This window comes from Streptomyces sp. BV286 (assembly GCF_019090165.1).
Taxonomy (GTDB): Bacteria; Actinomycetota; Actinomycetes; order Streptomycetales; family Streptomycetaceae; genus Streptomyces.
This window is the reverse complement of the sequence record NZ_JAHRIB010000048.1, coordinates 29,645-43,895: the sequence shown is the minus strand read 5'-3', so window position 1 is coordinate 43,895 and position 14,251 is coordinate 29,645. Positions and strand designations below refer to the sequence as shown.

Genomic DNA, 14,251 nt, shown 5'->3' with positions numbered 1-14,251 from the left:
CAGTGGCTGCTAAAAACAGCACCGGATTCCGGCACATCAGGAGGAGAAAATGCGTAAAGCCGTACTCGGCTTGTTCGTGGCACTGGCAGCGATGCTTGCGGTGGTACCGCTCGCCGACGCCGGCCAGAGCGAGACCGTCGCCTGCTGCGGCGGCACGCCCGGCTTCCCGTAAAGGGGGCTCGCCAGCAGTGAAACGACTGGACCAGGTTCCCCCTCGGCAAGGAGATGTGATGCGTAGAGCTGTACTCGGTTTGTTCGTCGCACTGGCGGCGGTGCTCGCGGTGGTACCGCTCGCCGACGCCGACCAGAGCGAGACCGTCGCCTGCTGCGGCGGCGGGCCCGGCTTCCCGTAGAGGGCGCTCGTTGCTGCATGAGGGTCCGTCAGTTCGTTGGCGGGCCCTCGCTCTCGTTCGAAACGGTCACCGGAGGGATGCCCGTCTTCCGCGACGTTCTCCGGTCCGCCGGCGCCGGGTTGTCATCCGGTGGCCGGCGTCTTGCGTGTCCACTGGCTAATGTGAGGGTTCTTGCGGGTCAGGCGTGACCTCGCGGGCGGCGGGCGGGAAATCCGCAGGCAGGGCCCGCCATCTCGCGCCGTTGCCGACGATGTAGCGGATGCCGTGGACGATCTCCCGCCGGGGCCATTTCTCCGGATGTCCGCACGTCCTCGCTGGCTTGCGCCCCGTAGGTCCGGGCCGGGGTCGGGCAGGGCCGTCGCCCGCCCCCGGCGACAATGCAGACATGATCACCATTCATCTCACGTACGAGATCGACGCCGACAAGCTTGCGGACTTCGAGGAATACGGTCGGCGCTGGATCGGGCTCGTCAACCGATTCGGCGGAACGCACCACGGCTACTTCCTGCCGAGTGAGGGCGACAGCGACATCGCGTACGCCCTCTTCTCGTTCCCCAGCCTCGCCACGTACGAGCAGTACCGCACGGACAGCATGTCCGATCCGGAATGCCTGGCGGCGTTCGAGCTGGCTCGGAGCACCCGGTGCATCAAGCGGTACGAGCGTCGTTTCCTCCGGCCGCTCGACCAGGTGGCCCAGGCCGGGGAGAGGCCTCCGGGGTGATCGTGCCGGGCAGCTGTGCGCAGGCGAGCGGTCGCTCGGCGGCGCGGTCCTCCGCCGTGTCGGGCGCTCGACGGCCCTCTACCGGGACGTGCTCTCGTCGGCCGCCATGTCCTGGGTTCCTATGACCCGGAGCAGCTCCAGTTGGGCGGCGCCTTCGGTACCGGGTGGGGCGCTGAACCACAGCAGGCGCTGGCGTCCGTCCTCGCTGAACAGGTTGTGGCAGTCGAGTTCGATGACGCCGAGCGTGGGGTGGACGATGCGTTTGTGGTCGGTCCGCCGCAGGGCGACATCGCCCGTGTCCCACAAGGCGGCGAACTCGTCACTGCGCCTGCGTAGCTCGGCCACCGTCCCGGCGACTTCCGGATCGCCCCCGCACCGGGCGGCGACGGCCCGGAGGTCGGCCACGAAGGCCCGGGAATGCTGCGGGTGGTCCTCGGCCGGGTACAGCGCGCGGGAGGTGGGGTCGGTGAACCAGCGGTGGAGGAAGCTCCTCGCCGCTCCTCGGCGCGCGGGCGCGCGGCCGACCAGTGCGGCCGCGAGTTCGTTCTGCGCGAGGGTCTCGTGCAGGTCGGTGATGATCTGCGCGGGCGTCGTGGTGAGCCGGTCGAGGAGGCCGAGGAGAGCCGGCTGCGCATGCACGTTCGGGGCATGGGCCGCAGAAGGGACGGGCCGGTCGGCGAGGTGGAACAGGTGGTCGCGTTCGTCGCCGCCGAGGCGCAGAGCGCGTGCCAGCGCGGCCAGCACCTGCGCCGAGGGCTGGACATCGCCTCCGCGTTCGAGCTCGGTGTAGTAGTCCGCCGACAGGCCGGCCAGCTGCGCGACCTCCTCGCGTCGCAGACCGGGGACCCGGCGGCGTGGTCCGGTGGGCAGTCCGACATCGGAGGGCCGCACGCGGTCGCGCCGGGACCTCAGGAACGCGGCGAGTTCGGGAAGGTTCACCCCCTCATCATCACTCGCCTCGCGGTGGCGGAGCCAGGGGACGGCAACCCCAGGGTGCGCAGAGCCCTGGCTGGTTGCCCCGCATCGGGCGAACGTGGTGTGCACGGCGGGCCGCTCCGACGGATCGGGGCCCGCTGTCTCCTCCACTCATTCCTCGCATCCGGAGTCACCATGCCCACCTCGAATCCCGTGGCAAGCGAAACCACATCCGACCACGAGCCCGTCCGTGCGCGCGTCGCCGTCGTCACCGGCGGCTCCCGGGGCATCGGCCGCCAGAGCGTGACCCGGCTGGCCGCCGACGGCTTCGCGGTCGTGGTCGGCTACGCGAACGACCGGCACGAGGCCGAGTCCGCCGTCGAAGAGGTCGTAGCTGCCGGCGGCCGGGCCATCGCCGTACGCGCCGATGTCGCCGACGAGCAGGCGGTGGCGGCACTGTTCGCCACCGCCGCATCGGAGTACGGCGGTGTCGATGTCGTCGTCCACGCGGCCGGCCGCGCCCATACGGCGCTCATCGCCGACCTGGACCTGGCGGATCTGGACGCGCTGCACCGCACCAACATCCGCGGCACCTTCGTCGTCGCCCAGCAGGCGGCCCGCACGGTGCGCCGGGGCGGGGCGATCGTCACGTTCTCCACGTCCGTGGTGGGCCTGGCGTTCCCCGGTTACGGCGCCTACAGCGCGAGCAAGGGCGCGGTCGAGGCGGTGACGCTCATCCTGGCCCGGGAGTTGCGCGGGCGGGACGTGACCGTGAACGCCGTCGCGCCCGGCCCCACCGCGACCGACCTGTTCCTCGACGGCAAGGACGAGGAGACGGTCGCCCGGCTGGCCGCGCAGCCGCCACTGGAACGGCTCGGTACGCCGGCCGACATCGCCGAGACGGTCGCGTTCCTCGTGTCGCCCGCCGGCCACTGGATCAACGGCCAGGTCGTCCGGGCCAACGGCGGCATCATCTGACCCCCTGCCCACCGCAGGCAGCACACCCCACAGCGCATTGGAGAGAACCCTCATGCCGTTCGCGAACTTCAAGGTCCCCGCCGACACCCTCACCGAGAAGCAGAAGGAGGAGATCATCACCCGAGCCACCGACCTGTACGTCGACATCTACGGCGAGCGCGCCCGGGCCACCACCCTCGTTCTTGTCGAGGAGGTCACCGACGGCGGCTGGGGAATCGGCGGGAACGTACTGACCCTCGCCAAGCTGCAGCGGACGCCGGAGAGCTGATCGCGGCGCCGTCATGAACTGCCGTCGCCTCCCCGGGGTGCGCCACTGGCCACGCCCTGGGTCAGGGCCAGAGCCGCAGCGCGTTGCCCGCCAGGGCGACGCCGATCATCAACTGGACCACGCCCACCACCCGTTGCTCGAGCCGCAGCATCACGACGCCCGTCGCGGCGATCACCAGTGCCAGGCCGCCGAAGCCCAGTACCGGCGTCCAGTCCGCGGCCGGCGGACCTGCCCCTGGAACGAGGCCGGCGTCCAGCCAACCCAGCGCCCGGACCGCGAGCACCACGACCACCGCGAGCACGGCCACCGCATCCGCCACGAGCGCGAGCAGAAGGATGCAGCCCGAGATGAGCGCGTCTTTCCAGTCGAAGGAGCGCTTGTCGGCGAGTGGTGGCATGTCCGTACGGTCGTGCGGAACGCATGCCTCCAAACGGTCCGTCGCCAATCCGCAACCCGGGTGTACTCCGGGCTTGATGTCCCTTCCCCGTGTCGGGTGGCCCCGGCGCTCGCGTCCCGGAGCCCGTGACCGCCTCGGCGGTCGTGGCGGCGCCATGCCTACCGCGGCGGGACGGTGTCCAGCAGTTCACGGGCCATGCGCAGTGCGGGCGCCTCGGTCTGTTGCGCGATGCGCCGGAAGGTCACCTGGGCGGCGCGGGCCGGCCAGTCGGGGGGAAGGTGCTGAGCGGGCAGTCCGGGGTCCGTGCGGATGGTGCCGAGCCATTCGCTGACCAGCCGCAGCCGGATCCCGATCGGGTCGTCCGCGGCCCCCGCGTCCAGGTGGGCGGCCCAGCGTTCGTCGAAGGCGACGTAGCGGGCGGCGATGCTCTCCAGGTCCCAGGTGTCGCGGATCATCAGTCCGATGTCGGTGGCCGCGTCGGCGCGGGCGTGGAAGATCTTGACATGGTCGGTGAGTCCGAGGTCCGCGACGACGGCGGAGACGTCGACGTCCCCCGGGGCGATCCACAGCCCGCTGTAGAGCGCGCCGAACCCGGACCAGGCGAGCCGTGAGCGCAGGTCGTGGCGCTGGCGTTTCCAGGAGTCGGGGAGCGAGAAGGCCAGCTGCGTCCAGGTGCCGTCCCAGTCGTCGTCGACCGCACCCTGCTTCCAGATACGCGTGCGGCCGTCCTCCAGGACGCGGGTCACCTGCGGGGTGAGGCCGAAGTACATCCTGCGGCCCTCCCGCCGGCGCCGCAGCAGGCCCCGGTTGGCCATGCGGGTCAGGGTGGAGCGCACTGCGTGCTCGCCGACGCCGACGCGGGCGAGAACGTCGATGATGCTGCCCGAGTAGACACACAGGTCGCCCTCCTCCAGCACGTGGTTGCCGAAGAAGGTGAGCATGAGGGACTGGGGGCGCAGCTGTGGACCGGCCGAGACGTCGCTCTCCGGGCTGTCACCGTCCGGGCTGTCCGGGTTGTACGGGATGTCGTCGTCCGCCACGGTGGCAAGCGTACGGCCGCCCGCCGACGACGCGGCGGGCGGCCGTACCGCGTCACTGGCCGTCGGCGGGGTGGGCAAGGTCGTAGGGCCGCAGGTACGCGGTGGGCCGGTACGCGACGTAGCGGGCGGGGGTCGTGGAATCGGCCGCCGCCGCACGGGAGTTGAGGGTATTGGGGTCGGTTCCCCGCCACTTTCCTGTGCTGATGCGGTCCTCCAGGGTGTGCAGGGCGGCGAGTTGCTCGGCGGAGCTGAAGGTGCAGTGCCCGGCGTTGTCGACGTATGCCTGGCGCAGCAGGGACGCCGAGCCGGCGGCGGTGGTGGCCCTGCGCTGGGCGCTCTCGGTCTGGACGGGCACGAGGGCGTCGCCGATGGTGTGGACGGAGAGCTGCGGCTTGGCCAGTTTGCCGGTGAAGGAACTGGTGCTGCTCATCCACGCGACGGCGTCCGGGTCGGCACTGACCCGCGGGGCGCGGTTGACGGTGGCGATGTCGGTCTTCAGCGAGAGGCCGGCCTTCTTGTACAGCTCGGTGACCTCCTTGCGGACCGAGGACCGGTCGAGCAGCTTCGCGTAGTCGACGCCGGTGTTCCAGGACATGTTGCCGCCCGCCCGGGTCTCGGCCTCCTGGCGACGGTTGAAGGCGGCGATCTGCAGCAGGCCCTTGACCGCGTCGTACTGGTTGGCCTGTTGTGCGTCCCAGTCGGTCGCGGCGGGCCGGGTCTGGGCCGGCTGGTTCCAGACCGGGATGTTGTGCAGCGCCGCGGCGAGCGCGATCCTGGCCCGTCCTTCGGGCGTCGACTGGGCCGAGTCGACGACGGACGTCAGGGCGTTCGCCGCCCTGGTGGCCGCCGCCTGGTCCGGCAGATCGGTCAGTGGTACGTCGGAGCCGGGCGCGAGAAGCGCCTTGAGGGCGAAGACGGGGTCGAGGGTGTTGTTCCAGTTGGCGACACCGCCCTGTACGAGGCCGCACAGGGACAGCGAACCGTCGATCCGCTCCGGGTGCCGCTCGGCGATGGCGGTGGTGACCAGGCCGCCGTACGACCTGCCCCACGCGAGGGTGCGGCCGGCCGTGCCGAAGCGGTCGGTGAAGGCGGACAGCGTGGCGAGCTGGTCGGGTATGGCGTCGGTCACCGCCCAGCCCGTCGTGGCGTACGACGAGCCGATGAGCGCGTACCCCTTCTGGAGCAGGAGTGCCTTCGTGGTGTTGTCCGGGGCGTTCTGCGCGGGGTTGGCCGGACCGGTCGCGTATCCGTGGCTGAAGAGCAGGACGGTGCCGTTCCAGGAGGCGGGCACATCCATCACGTACGTCGCGCCGGAGGCGAGCCGGCCCTCGATGTGGCTGGTGTCCGCGGCGGCGGCCACCGACGAGGCGGGCAGCGCGGTGACGGCGAGCAGCAGCGCCGCTGCGCAGGCGGTACGACGGGCCGTACGGGGCGTGGTGCGGACGCGGGCGCCGGTCGTCATACGGAGATCTCCTGGGCGTGGGAGGCGGTGGGGTGTTCGCGGGCTTCGGCGAGTGATGTCCTGCTGGTCTCGCGTACGAAGCAGACGGTCAGCGCGGTGATGAGGGAGCCGCCGCAGAGCAGCAGTGCGACGGGCGTGCCGTTGCCGCTTCCGGCCACCAGGCTTGTGGCGATCATCGGGGAGAAGCCGGCGCCGATGAGGGTGGCGCCCTGGTAGCCGAGGGAAGCGCCGGTGTAGCGCACCCGGGTGCCGAACATCTCGCTGAACAGGGCGCCCAGGGGGCCGTACATCATCGACTGGGCGACTCCGTGGCCGAGGACGACGGCGAGGATCAGCAGTCCCGGCGACTTCGAGTCGACCAGCGCGAGGACCGGGAAGGCGAGCGCGGCCGAGGCGAGGGCGCCGGCGAGGACGACCGGGCGGCGGCCGACCCGGTCGGAGAGGGCGGAGGCGCAGGGCAGCACGACCAGGGCGACTGCGGCGGAGACCGCGAGGGCGGTGAGCACCTGGGGGCGGGCGTATCCGATGTCGGTGGCGTACGAGATCAGGTAGCTGGTCAGGAGCGACTGGGCGGTGAAGGCGCCGATGCCGACGCAGCAGGCCAGCAGCACGGGACGGGGATGCCGCAGCACGTCGAGGATCGGCAGCCGCGACTCGGCGTGCTCCTTCTTCACCTCGGCGAAGAGAGGGCTTTCGACGACCTTGAGCCGTACGAAGAGGCCGACACCGAGCAGCACCACGCTCAGCAGAAACGGCACGCGCCAGCCCCACGCCGCGAACTCGTCCTCGGGCAGCATGACGACGAGAGCGACGACGCCGGCGGAGATCAGGGAGCCGAGCGGAGCTCCCATCTGCGTGAAGCTGGACCACAGGCCGCGCCGTCGTTCTCCGGCGTGCTCGACGACCATCAGGGTGGCACCGCCCCACTCACCGCCGATGGCGATGCCCTGCACGACGCGCAGGATGATCAGCAGCACCGGCGCCCAGACGCCGATGGTGTCGTAGGTGGGCAGCAGACCGATGAGGAAACTGGCGGCGCCCATCAGGCCCATGGTGAGCAGCAGCATCGACTTGCGGCCGAGCCGGTCGCCGAAGTGGCCGAAGAGGACGCCTCCGAGGGGGCGGGCGACGTAGCCGGCGGCGAAGGTGCCGAACGCGGCGATGGTGCCGACGGCGGGGTCGGCGCCCGGGAAGAACAGTTCGCCGAAGACCAGGGCGGCGACGGTTCCGTACACGAGGAAGTCGTAGAACTCGACGGCGGTGCCGAGCAGGCCTGAGAGGGCGACCCGGCGCAGTTGCCGGTTTCGTTCGCTGGCCGTGGACGGTGATGCGAGGGGGGACGGGGGCATCGCGGTCTCCCTTGACCGGGGGAAGGACACCGGCGAACTTAGGCCGATCCCCTACCGGCGTCAAGAAAGTGCACAACATAGCCAGGCGGAATCCCGCGTTCTGCCCCGAAATCTGGCTCCGCCGGGCAGCGGAGGAAGATCCTCCCTCTACGGTGGGCGCATGGCATCGATCAAGAAGTTCCAAGTCACCTTCGACTGCGCGGAACCCGAACGCGTCGCCCGCTTCTGGTGCGAGGTGCTGGGGTACGTCGTACCGCCGCCACCGGAGGGGTTCGCCACTTGGGACGAGTACACGCGCTCGCTGCCCGCCGAGGAGCAGGACGCGTGGTTCGCCTGCAGTGATCCCTCAGGTGTGGGGCCGCGGCTCTACTTCCAGCGCGTTCCCGAAGGGAAAGCCGCCAAGAACCGGCTGCATCTGGACGTGCGGGTCGGGACCGGACTCGTGGGCGACGAGCGCCTCGCCGTGCTGGAGGCCGAGTGCGCTCGACTGGTCGCGCTCGGCGCGGTGCACGTGCGGACGTTGCTCGCCGATGGCGAGAACGAGTCGTGCATTCCGATGCTGGACGTCGAGGGCAACGAATTCTGTATCGACTGAGGAGCCGGGGACGGGACGCGCGCGGGCCGACCGGTGCAGTTCGCCGGCACGAGGATCGCCGTCCCGTCCCGGGCGGTCCCTCAAGCCGGAGACGTGTCGAGGGACGGGGCCGTCGCGGGTAGTTCCACGCAGATGCGGATCCCGCCGTCGGAACGCGGGGTGAGGGTGAGCGTTCCGTCGTGTGCCTGCGTGATGGTCTTGACGATGGCCAGTCCGAGGCCCACGCCCGCGTGATCGGCGTGGATGCGCTCGGTGCCGCGCTGGAACGGTTCGGTGAGCCTTGAGGCCGACTCGGGAGTGAGCTTCTCGCCGGTGTTCTCGACGGTGAGCACCACACTCTGCGGACGGACCCCGGTAGTGACCCACACGGCGCCCCGGTCAGGCAGGTTGTGGACGATCGCGTTGTGGACGAGGTTGGTGGTCAACTGCAGCAGGAGCGCCTGCGATCCGGTCGTGCGGGTGATGTCGCCGGAGCTCTCGATGGTGACGCCGTGCTTCTCCGCGAGGGCGAACAGCGTCTCGGTGGCTTCTTCCACGAGCAGGGACAGATCGACGGGCTCTCGGGTGAAGGACCTCTGGTTGGCACGGCTGAGCAGGAGCAGTGCTTCGGTGAGGTTGATCGCCCGGGTGTTGACGGCATGGAGGCGGTCGATGACCTCGCCGGCGTCGTGGCTCGGATCGGTGCGGGCCACGTCGAGGAGCGCCTTCGAGATCGCCAGCGGAGTGCGCAACTCGTGCGAGGCGTTGGCTGCGAATCTCTGCTGTTCGGCGACATGCGCTTCGAGCCGTTCGAGCATCGCGTCGAAGGCGTCGGCGAGTTCACGGAACTCGTCCTTGCGGCCAGGTAGTTGGACCCGGTGGGAGAGCGATCCGTTCGTGGCCATGCGGGTGGCGCCTGTGATGCGGGTCAGCGGGGCAAGCATGCGGCCTGCGAGGATCCACCCACCCACGAGGCCGAACACCAGCAGGAAAGCCAGCACCGCGGCCGCTCTCGGAGCGAACACGTCCAGCAGGACGGACCGGACGGGAAAAACGCCATTCGTGGGCTTGTCGTCGGGGTTCTTGAGCATCGCGCGATCGGGGACGTAACGCAGGAGGAACACCCACACCGCCGCGAGCAGCAGACCGCCGGCAAGCATGAGGAAACCGGCGTAGCTGAGGGTGAGCTTGAAGCGCACACTCAGCCCCGCCTGCCTATCCACGTGCTCCGCCCACTTTCTCGTCCTCGTGCCCGGCCCGGTCCCCGGCTTCGGGTCCTGCCACCGGTTGCGTGTCGATGCGGTACCCGGCGCCTGGCACGGTGGCGATGGCCCAGGGTTCACCGAGCCGTTTGCGCAGTGCCGAGACGGTGATGCGCACGGCATTGGTGAACGGGTCGGCGTTCTCGTCCCACGCCCGTTCGAGGAGCTCCTCGGCGCTGACGACACCGCCCTCCGCGGCGACGAGCACCTCGAGCACGGCGAACTGCTTCCTCGTCAGCGCCACGTAGCGGCCGTCCCGGTAGACCTCCCTGCGGAACGGGTCCAGCCGAAGACCTGCGATCTCCCGCACCGGGGGCCGATGGTGCGCGCGTCTGCGGTCGAGTGCTCTGAGCCTGAGCGCGAGTTCTCGGAGTTCGAAGGGTTTCGTGAGGTAGTCGTCGGCTCCTGCCTCGAACCCGGAGGCCTTGTCGTCGAGACGGTCGGCCGCGGTGAGCATGAGGATCGGCATGCCGCTGCCGGAGGCGACGATGCGCTCGGCGATCTCGTCACCGGACGGTCCCGGAACGTCCCGGTCGAGGACGGCGATGTCGTACGTGTTGACGCCCAGCAGTTCCAGAGCGGTGTCGCCGTCACCTGCGATGTCGGCCGCGATCGCCTCCAGGCGCAGGCCGTCGCGGATGGCTTCTGCCAGAAAGGGCTCGTCCTCGACGATCAGCACACGCATGCCGTCGATGCTACGAGTCGCCGCATATCGTCGGCGTATCCAAAACCGCATACGTGTCGGCAACACCGCGCTGCCTTGACTGGCACCATGACTCAAGCCCAGCCGTCGGCACGGACAACGACCCGCCGGATCCACCGGCTCCTTCTCATCGGCCTGGCAGTCGTCGTCGCAACGATCACCGCAGCCTTTGGCCATCAGTGGCACGGCTCGTCGGACTCCTCCGACGCACCACCCGCGACACCGTTCTCGGCCGCACCACCTCCGAAGTCCCGGTCCGCCCCGTCGCCGAACGTGCATCGCAATGAGCACGGCAGTGCGCCCGTCGAGGCCGGCGGTGCCGTGCCCGACGGCGTGACCGTCTTCGACGACGAGATCGCGGCGGTCGCCGGACTCGATCCAGCTCTGCTCGCAGCCCTCCGCGAGGCTGCCACGGACGCCGAAAAGGACCGAGTCGAGTTCTACGTCAACAGCGGGCGGCGTTCCCCGGAGTACCAGGAGCAGCTGCTGCGCGAGGCGGTCGCCAGGTACGGCTCCGAAGCTGAGGCCGCCCGGTGGGTGGCCACCGCGGCGACGTCACCTCATGTGTCGGGGGACGCGGTCGACATCGGGGAGTCCGATGCGACGGCGTGGCTGTCCCGGCACGGCGCCGAGTACGGGCTCTGCCAGATCTACGAGAACGAACCCTGGCACTACGAACTGCGCCCCGACGCCGTCGACGACGGTTGCCCGCGCACGTATGCCGACCCCACCCAGGACCCGAGGATGCAGCAGTGACCGGCGGCGAGCGAGAACAGACGATGACACAGGTCGACACGGCACCCACCGGACAGCACGACTCCGACGCCGAAGACTCCGGCCCGGGCACCCGGCGTGCGGACATCCGCCGGGCGATCCGCGTCGCGTTCCGGCCGGAGCTCTGGAAGCGCGGCCCGGTGCTCACGGCGCTGGCCCTGCTGCTCGGCCTGCTCATGCTGCTGCACGCGAAGATCCCGAACCGGATCTGGAATCTCGGCAGCCTGGCGGAGACCGTCCTGCCGTGGTTCGGCCTGTTCGTCCCGCTGCTGCTGGCGGGGGCGCTGTGGCGCCGCTCCCCCGCCGTGGTGGCCGCTCTGCTGCTGCCGGTCACGGTGTGGCTGAACCTCTTCGGCGGCCTGCTCGCTGACAAGTCCCACCCGGGCAGCGACCTCACCGTGGCCAGCCACAACGTCGGCGCCGAGAACCGCGACCCGGCCGGCACCGCCCGCGAACTCGCCGCCTCCGGAGCGGACGTACTGGCCCTGGAGGAGATCACCCAGCAGGCGAAGCCGGTGTACGAGAAGGGTCTGGCGAAGGCATATCCGTACCACACGGTGCAGGGCACGGTCGGGTTGTGGAGCAAGCTGCCTCTGTCCGACACCCGGCCTGTCGACACCGAGATGGACTACGGGCCGCTGGGGGACACCAAGCCGCTCGCCGTCAAGATGACCTACAACCGGGCGCTGCGCACCACGGTGACCACGGACCAGGGGCCACTGGCGGTGTACGTGGCCCACCTGGGATCCGCACGCGTGAATCCCAGGGAAGGCTTCTCGACGGACTCTCGGGACAGAGGCGCGCGGGCACTCGGCAAGGCCGTCGCCGACGAGCGGAACGAGCGGGTGGTGCTGCTCGGCGACCTCAACGGCACCATGGACGACCGTGCGTTCACCGACATCACCTCGCAGCTGCGCTCGGCACAGGTCGCGGCCGGAGACGGCTTCGGCTTCACCTGGCCGGCGAAGTTCCCGATGGTGCGGATCGACCAGATCCTGGTCCGTGGCGTGAAGCCGGAGAGCTCCTGGTCCCTGCCCCCCACGGGCAGCGACCACCTGCCGGTGGCGGCCGGCATCAGCTGGTGAACCCCGCGCCGTCCCTGCGCCCGCCCCCTCAAGAGAGCCGGTGATAGGCCTTGTTGGCGATGCGCCAGCCACCGTCCGAACGGATCAGCAGAAAGACGTCGGTGAAGGTGTCCGCGCCATGCCGGAGTGTCATGGTCGCGGTCGCGACAGTGCCGTGGACATCGACGGCGTCGATACGGCGGGAACGAGTCGGTTCGTCCGGGGCAGGCCGACCGGCGAAGAGCGCGCAGTATGCGTCCAAGGGCCACGACACGAACACACCGTCCCGGATTCCCTCGATGTGAGCGGTGGGCAGGAACGCGTCGCGGAAGTGGGCGGGATCGCCGGTGGCGTGGCCGCGGACGTAGGCACGGAGCGGCTCGAGCACGGCGTCCCCCACGGCGGGGTCCGTGGCGGCAACGGCGATGTCGGCCTCGGGGCCCGCAGAGGTGTCACCCAGACCGGCGGCGCTGCGCAGAGGCGTGTCCGACGCATCGGCAAGCAGCGTCATGTCCTTGGCCAACGCACCGATCGTGAAGTCGGCCGTACCCACGGGCGACTCACTGTCGAGGAAGGGGCGTTTGCGCACCACGAGGCCGCCGAGCTGTCCGAGTTCGAGGACGTCCAATGCCTGGGAACGCGACAGGCCGAGGGCGTCGGCCTGTCGCAGCGCGTCACGCAGCGCGAGGACGGCGCCGGCGAGGCTGTTGTTGGCGATCAACTTGAGCGCGGCGGCCGTGGCGGCGCCGTCGACGAGCCGCACGGTGCCGAGTGTCTCCAGAACCGGTCGAACTCGATCAAGCGTGTCCTGGCTTCCGGCGGTGAGAATCTGCAGTGCTCCCGCGGCGACGGCGGGCACGGAGCCGAGTACGGGTGCGTGAATGTAGGACGGACCGAGCCGCCGGGCCAGCCGCGCCGCTTCGGCAGGGGCGATGGTGCTGGTGTTCAGCACGATCGTGTCCGCTCGCAGCGAGTCCCGGACGGTGTCGAGGACCTGACGGCAGGCGGGGCCGTCGAACAGCGCCAGGAGCACGACGTCGGCCTTCGCCACGGCGTCGTTCGGATCGCTCGTCGTGTCGAAGTCGCCCGATGTGCGCCCGGAGCGTGTCCAGCCGACGACGTCCCGGCCCTGCGTGGTGAGTCGTGTCGCGAGGGCGGCGCCCATGCGTCCCAGACCGAGGACGGCGATCGTGTGCGGTGTGGTCATGCCTGCCACCGTGATGCACCACAACCTCTGCGACAAGCGCAGACCTTGCAGAGCACTCCTGCGATTACCGCATACCAGCAGGTCATACTGGATGTATGGAACTGACGGTGTGGCGGACTTTCGTGACCGTGTGTCGACTCGGGTCGCTGTCGGCGGCGGCCGCCGAGCTCAGTCACACACAGTCGGCCGTCTCCCGGCAGATCGCCGGGCTGGAACGGCAACTCGGTGTGCCTCTGGTGGAACGCCACGCGCGCGGTGTGCGCCCGACGCCCGCCGGCGAGGCGTTCCGGCGCCACGCCCTGGCCACTCTCGACGAAGCCGAGCGCGCGGTGCGCACCGCACGAGACTTTCGTGACGGGACGCCGGATCGGCCACTGGCGATCGGTGCGACACCCTCCCTTGCCGCAGGGATCGTCCCCGAGGCCGTCCGGGGCCTGCTGGAGCAGACCGGATCCATCCGGTGGAGCCTGCTGCCCGGCCTCAGCGCGCCGCTGCACCACCGCGTGCTCACCGGCGATCTGGACATCGCCGTCGTCACCGACGCACCACCGGGCCTCCCCCACGCCCCGCAGATCGACCGGCGGTTCCTCGGGCTGGACGACATGGTCGTCGTACTGCCCGTCGGCCATCCGCAGGCCGGGCACAGCCCCGTGCACATCCAGACACTCGCCGACCAGACATGGGTCGAGGACAACGACGGTTCGGCCGCGCTCCTGCGCCAGCACGCCGCCCGCTCCGGAGTCACCGCCCGCATCGACCTCGCCGCGGCCGACCTGCTCGGCAAGCTGGCCCTGGTCGCGACCGGCCATGCCATCGCGCTGATACCCGGGGTGCTGACGTGCGCACTCCGGACGGACGTCACCACCGTGGGCCTCGTCGATCCACCGACCCGCGGCATCTTCACGATCACACCACGCCGCGACCCACATCCCTCCGCGGCACCCCTCCGGGACCAGCTCTCCGCAGCGTTCACCTCGGTCCGCCGGACCCGAGCACGGACGGCGGACACCGGGTGATGCGCGACGGACGCTGCATCCGTTCCAGGGAGCCGCGTACGGCACAATTCAGGGCCCTCCCGGCCCAGTTGAGCACGAACGCCCTGACGTGCACGTCAACAGATGGACGGCCGCCGGGCCCGGCGAAGGCCTGGACCAATGCCACGCAACCCACCATGATGACGACGC

At 70.3% G+C, this 14,251-nt stretch carries 17 protein-coding genes and 1 pseudogene; 9 read left to right on the top strand and 9 right to left on the bottom strand.

Annotated features, from left to right (window positions below):
- Window positions 1–49 precede the first annotated feature (49 nt).
- Both KUF83_RS42550 and KUF83_RS42545 read left to right on the top strand, forming a co-directional pair.
- Entirely contained in the window at window positions 50–172 is a 123-nt protein-coding gene (locus tag KUF83_RS42550; protein WP_302828498.1) for a hypothetical protein, read from the top strand.
- Between the two features lie 58 nt (window positions 173–230).
- Window positions 231–353 (top strand): hypothetical protein, encoded by a 123-nt coding sequence (locus KUF83_RS42545; RefSeq protein ID WP_302828497.1) that lies wholly within the window; start codon window positions 231–233, stop codon window positions 351–353.
- A 201-nt stretch (window positions 354–554) separates the two neighbouring features.
- On the opposite strand, the pseudogene KUF83_RS42940 reads toward KUF83_RS42545, so the two are convergent.
- Window positions 555–740: pseudogene (locus KUF83_RS42940) on the bottom strand (transposase); the annotation flags it as partial.
- Here KUF83_RS42940 and KUF83_RS06715 point away from each other — a divergent pair.
- On the top strand, window positions 739–1,074 hold the full coding sequence (locus tag KUF83_RS06715) for an NIPSNAP family protein (RefSeq protein WP_217453633.1): 336 nt from the start codon (window positions 739–741) through the stop codon (window positions 1,072–1,074). The pseudogene KUF83_RS42940 and the gene KUF83_RS06715 sit on opposite strands and share 2 nt — an antisense overlap.
- A 78-nt stretch (window positions 1,075–1,152) precedes the next feature.
- Here KUF83_RS06715 and KUF83_RS06710 read toward each other — a convergent pair whose 3' ends face one another.
- Window positions 1,153–2,013, bottom strand: a complete 861-nt coding sequence (locus tag KUF83_RS06710; RefSeq protein WP_217453632.1) for a helix-turn-helix transcriptional regulator — start codon at window positions 2,011–2,013, stop codon at window positions 1,153–1,155.
- A 171-nt stretch (window positions 2,014–2,184) separates the two neighbouring features.
- Between KUF83_RS06710 and KUF83_RS06705 the strand changes: the two genes are divergently transcribed.
- Both KUF83_RS06705 and KUF83_RS06700 read left to right on the top strand, forming a co-directional pair.
- Window positions 2,185–2,967 (top strand): SDR family oxidoreductase, encoded by a 783-nt coding sequence (locus tag KUF83_RS06705; protein ID WP_217453631.1) that lies wholly within the window; start codon window positions 2,185–2,187, stop codon window positions 2,965–2,967.
- Between the two features lie 52 nt (window positions 2,968–3,019).
- Complete coding sequence (locus KUF83_RS06700; protein WP_217453630.1) at window positions 3,020–3,235, top strand: tautomerase family protein; 216 nt, start codon at window positions 3,020–3,022, stop codon at window positions 3,233–3,235.
- A gap of 61 nt (window positions 3,236–3,296) precedes the next feature.
- On the opposite strand, the gene KUF83_RS06695 is transcribed toward KUF83_RS06700, so the two are convergent.
- From KUF83_RS06695 to KUF83_RS06680, 4 genes are all read right to left on the bottom strand, one after another.
- Window positions 3,297–3,632, bottom strand: coding sequence for an inner-membrane translocator (locus KUF83_RS06695; protein ID WP_254643465.1), 336 nt, complete (start codon window positions 3,630–3,632; stop codon window positions 3,297–3,299).
- A gap of 158 nt (window positions 3,633–3,790) precedes the next feature.
- Entirely contained in the window at window positions 3,791–4,672 is an 882-nt protein-coding gene (locus tag KUF83_RS06690; protein ID WP_374105998.1) for a PaaX family transcriptional regulator C-terminal domain-containing protein, read from the bottom strand.
- A 52-nt stretch (window positions 4,673–4,724) separates the two neighbouring features.
- Window positions 4,725–6,134 (bottom strand): alpha/beta fold hydrolase, encoded by a 1,410-nt coding sequence (locus KUF83_RS06685; protein WP_217453629.1) that lies wholly within the window; start codon window positions 6,132–6,134, stop codon window positions 4,725–4,727.
- Window positions 6,131–7,483: an MFS transporter gene (locus KUF83_RS06680; protein ID WP_217453628.1), complete on the bottom strand. Its 1,353-nt coding sequence runs from the start codon at window positions 7,481–7,483 to the stop codon at window positions 6,131–6,133. Before KUF83_RS06680 ends, KUF83_RS06685 begins: the two co-directional genes overlap by 4 nt.
- 160 nt (window positions 7,484–7,643) lie before the next feature.
- Between KUF83_RS06680 and KUF83_RS06675 the strand changes: the two genes are divergently transcribed.
- Window positions 7,644–8,078, top strand: coding sequence for a VOC family protein (locus KUF83_RS06675; RefSeq protein ID WP_217453627.1), 435 nt, complete (start codon window positions 7,644–7,646; stop codon window positions 8,076–8,078).
- A gap of 80 nt (window positions 8,079–8,158) precedes the next feature.
- Here KUF83_RS06675 and KUF83_RS06670 read toward each other — a convergent pair whose 3' ends face one another.
- Window positions 8,159–9,280 (bottom strand): HAMP domain-containing sensor histidine kinase, encoded by a 1,122-nt coding sequence (locus KUF83_RS06670; RefSeq protein ID WP_217453626.1) that lies wholly within the window; start codon window positions 9,278–9,280, stop codon window positions 8,159–8,161.
- Window positions 9,273–10,004: a response regulator transcription factor gene (locus tag KUF83_RS06665; RefSeq protein ID WP_217453625.1), complete on the bottom strand. Its 732-nt coding sequence runs from the start codon at window positions 10,002–10,004 to the stop codon at window positions 9,273–9,275. The genes KUF83_RS06670 and KUF83_RS06665 overlap by 8 nt, the downstream gene beginning before the upstream one ends.
- Window positions 10,005–10,091: 87 nt before the next feature.
- Here KUF83_RS06665 and KUF83_RS06660 point away from each other — a divergent pair, with 87 nt between their 5' ends.
- Complete coding sequence (locus KUF83_RS06660; protein WP_217453624.1) at window positions 10,092–10,778, top strand: M15 family metallopeptidase; 687 nt, start codon at window positions 10,092–10,094, stop codon at window positions 10,776–10,778.
- A 23-nt stretch (window positions 10,779–10,801) separates the two neighbouring features.
- Window positions 10,802–11,881: an endonuclease/exonuclease/phosphatase family protein gene (locus KUF83_RS06655; protein ID WP_217453623.1), complete on the top strand. Its 1,080-nt coding sequence runs from the start codon at window positions 10,802–10,804 to the stop codon at window positions 11,879–11,881.
- A gap of 28 nt (window positions 11,882–11,909) precedes the next feature.
- On the opposite strand, the gene KUF83_RS06650 is transcribed toward KUF83_RS06655, so the two are convergent.
- A complete protein-coding gene (locus KUF83_RS06650) occupies window positions 11,910–13,067 on the bottom strand; it encodes a nuclear transport factor 2 family protein (RefSeq protein WP_217453622.1) in 1,158 nt (385 codons plus the stop codon).
- Between the two features lie 95 nt (window positions 13,068–13,162).
- Between KUF83_RS06650 and KUF83_RS06645 the strand changes: the two genes are divergently transcribed.
- Window positions 13,163–14,083: a LysR family transcriptional regulator gene (locus KUF83_RS06645; protein ID WP_217453621.1), complete on the top strand. Its 921-nt coding sequence runs from the start codon at window positions 13,163–13,165 to the stop codon at window positions 14,081–14,083.
- Window positions 14,084–14,251: the final 168 nt, after the last annotated feature.

Coding starts and splice junctions, on each gene's coding strand:
- KUF83_RS42550 (WP_302828498.1), top strand. CDS start 50: ATGCGTAAAGCCGTACTCGGCTTGTTCGTGGCACTGGCAGCGATGCTT.
- KUF83_RS42545 (WP_302828497.1), top strand. CDS start 231: ATGCGTAGAGCTGTACTCGGTTTGTTCGTCGCACTGGCGGCGGTGCTC.
- KUF83_RS06715 (WP_217453633.1), top strand. CDS start 739: ATGATCACCATTCATCTCACGTACGAGATCGACGCCGACAAGCTTGCG.
- KUF83_RS06705 (WP_217453631.1), top strand. CDS start 2,185: ATGCCCACCTCGAATCCCGTGGCAAGCGAAACCACATCCGACCACGAG.
- KUF83_RS06700 (WP_217453630.1), top strand. CDS start 3,020: ATGCCGTTCGCGAACTTCAAGGTCCCCGCCGACACCCTCACCGAGAAG.
- KUF83_RS06695 (WP_254643465.1), bottom strand. CDS start 3,632: ATGCCACCACTCGCCGACAAGCGCTCCTTCGACTGGAAAGACGCGCTC.
- KUF83_RS06685 (WP_217453629.1), bottom strand. CDS start 6,134: ATGACGACCGGCGCCCGCGTCCGCACCACGCCCCGTACGGCCCGTCGT.
- KUF83_RS06680 (WP_217453628.1), bottom strand. CDS start 7,483: ATGCCCCCGTCCCCCCTCGCATCACCGTCCACGGCCAGCGAACGAAAC.
- KUF83_RS06675 (WP_217453627.1), top strand. CDS start 7,644: ATGGCATCGATCAAGAAGTTCCAAGTCACCTTCGACTGCGCGGAACCC.
- KUF83_RS06665 (WP_217453625.1), bottom strand. CDS start 10,004: ATGCGTGTGCTGATCGTCGAGGACGAGCCCTTTCTGGCAGAAGCCATC.
- KUF83_RS06660 (WP_217453624.1), top strand. CDS start 10,092: ATGACTCAAGCCCAGCCGTCGGCACGGACAACGACCCGCCGGATCCAC.
- KUF83_RS06655 (WP_217453623.1), top strand. CDS start 10,802: ATGACACAGGTCGACACGGCACCCACCGGACAGCACGACTCCGACGCC.
- KUF83_RS06650 (WP_217453622.1), bottom strand. CDS start 13,067: ATGACCACACCGCACACGATCGCCGTCCTCGGTCTGGGACGCATGGGC.
- KUF83_RS06645 (WP_217453621.1), top strand. CDS start 13,163: ATGGAACTGACGGTGTGGCGGACTTTCGTGACCGTGTGTCGACTCGGG.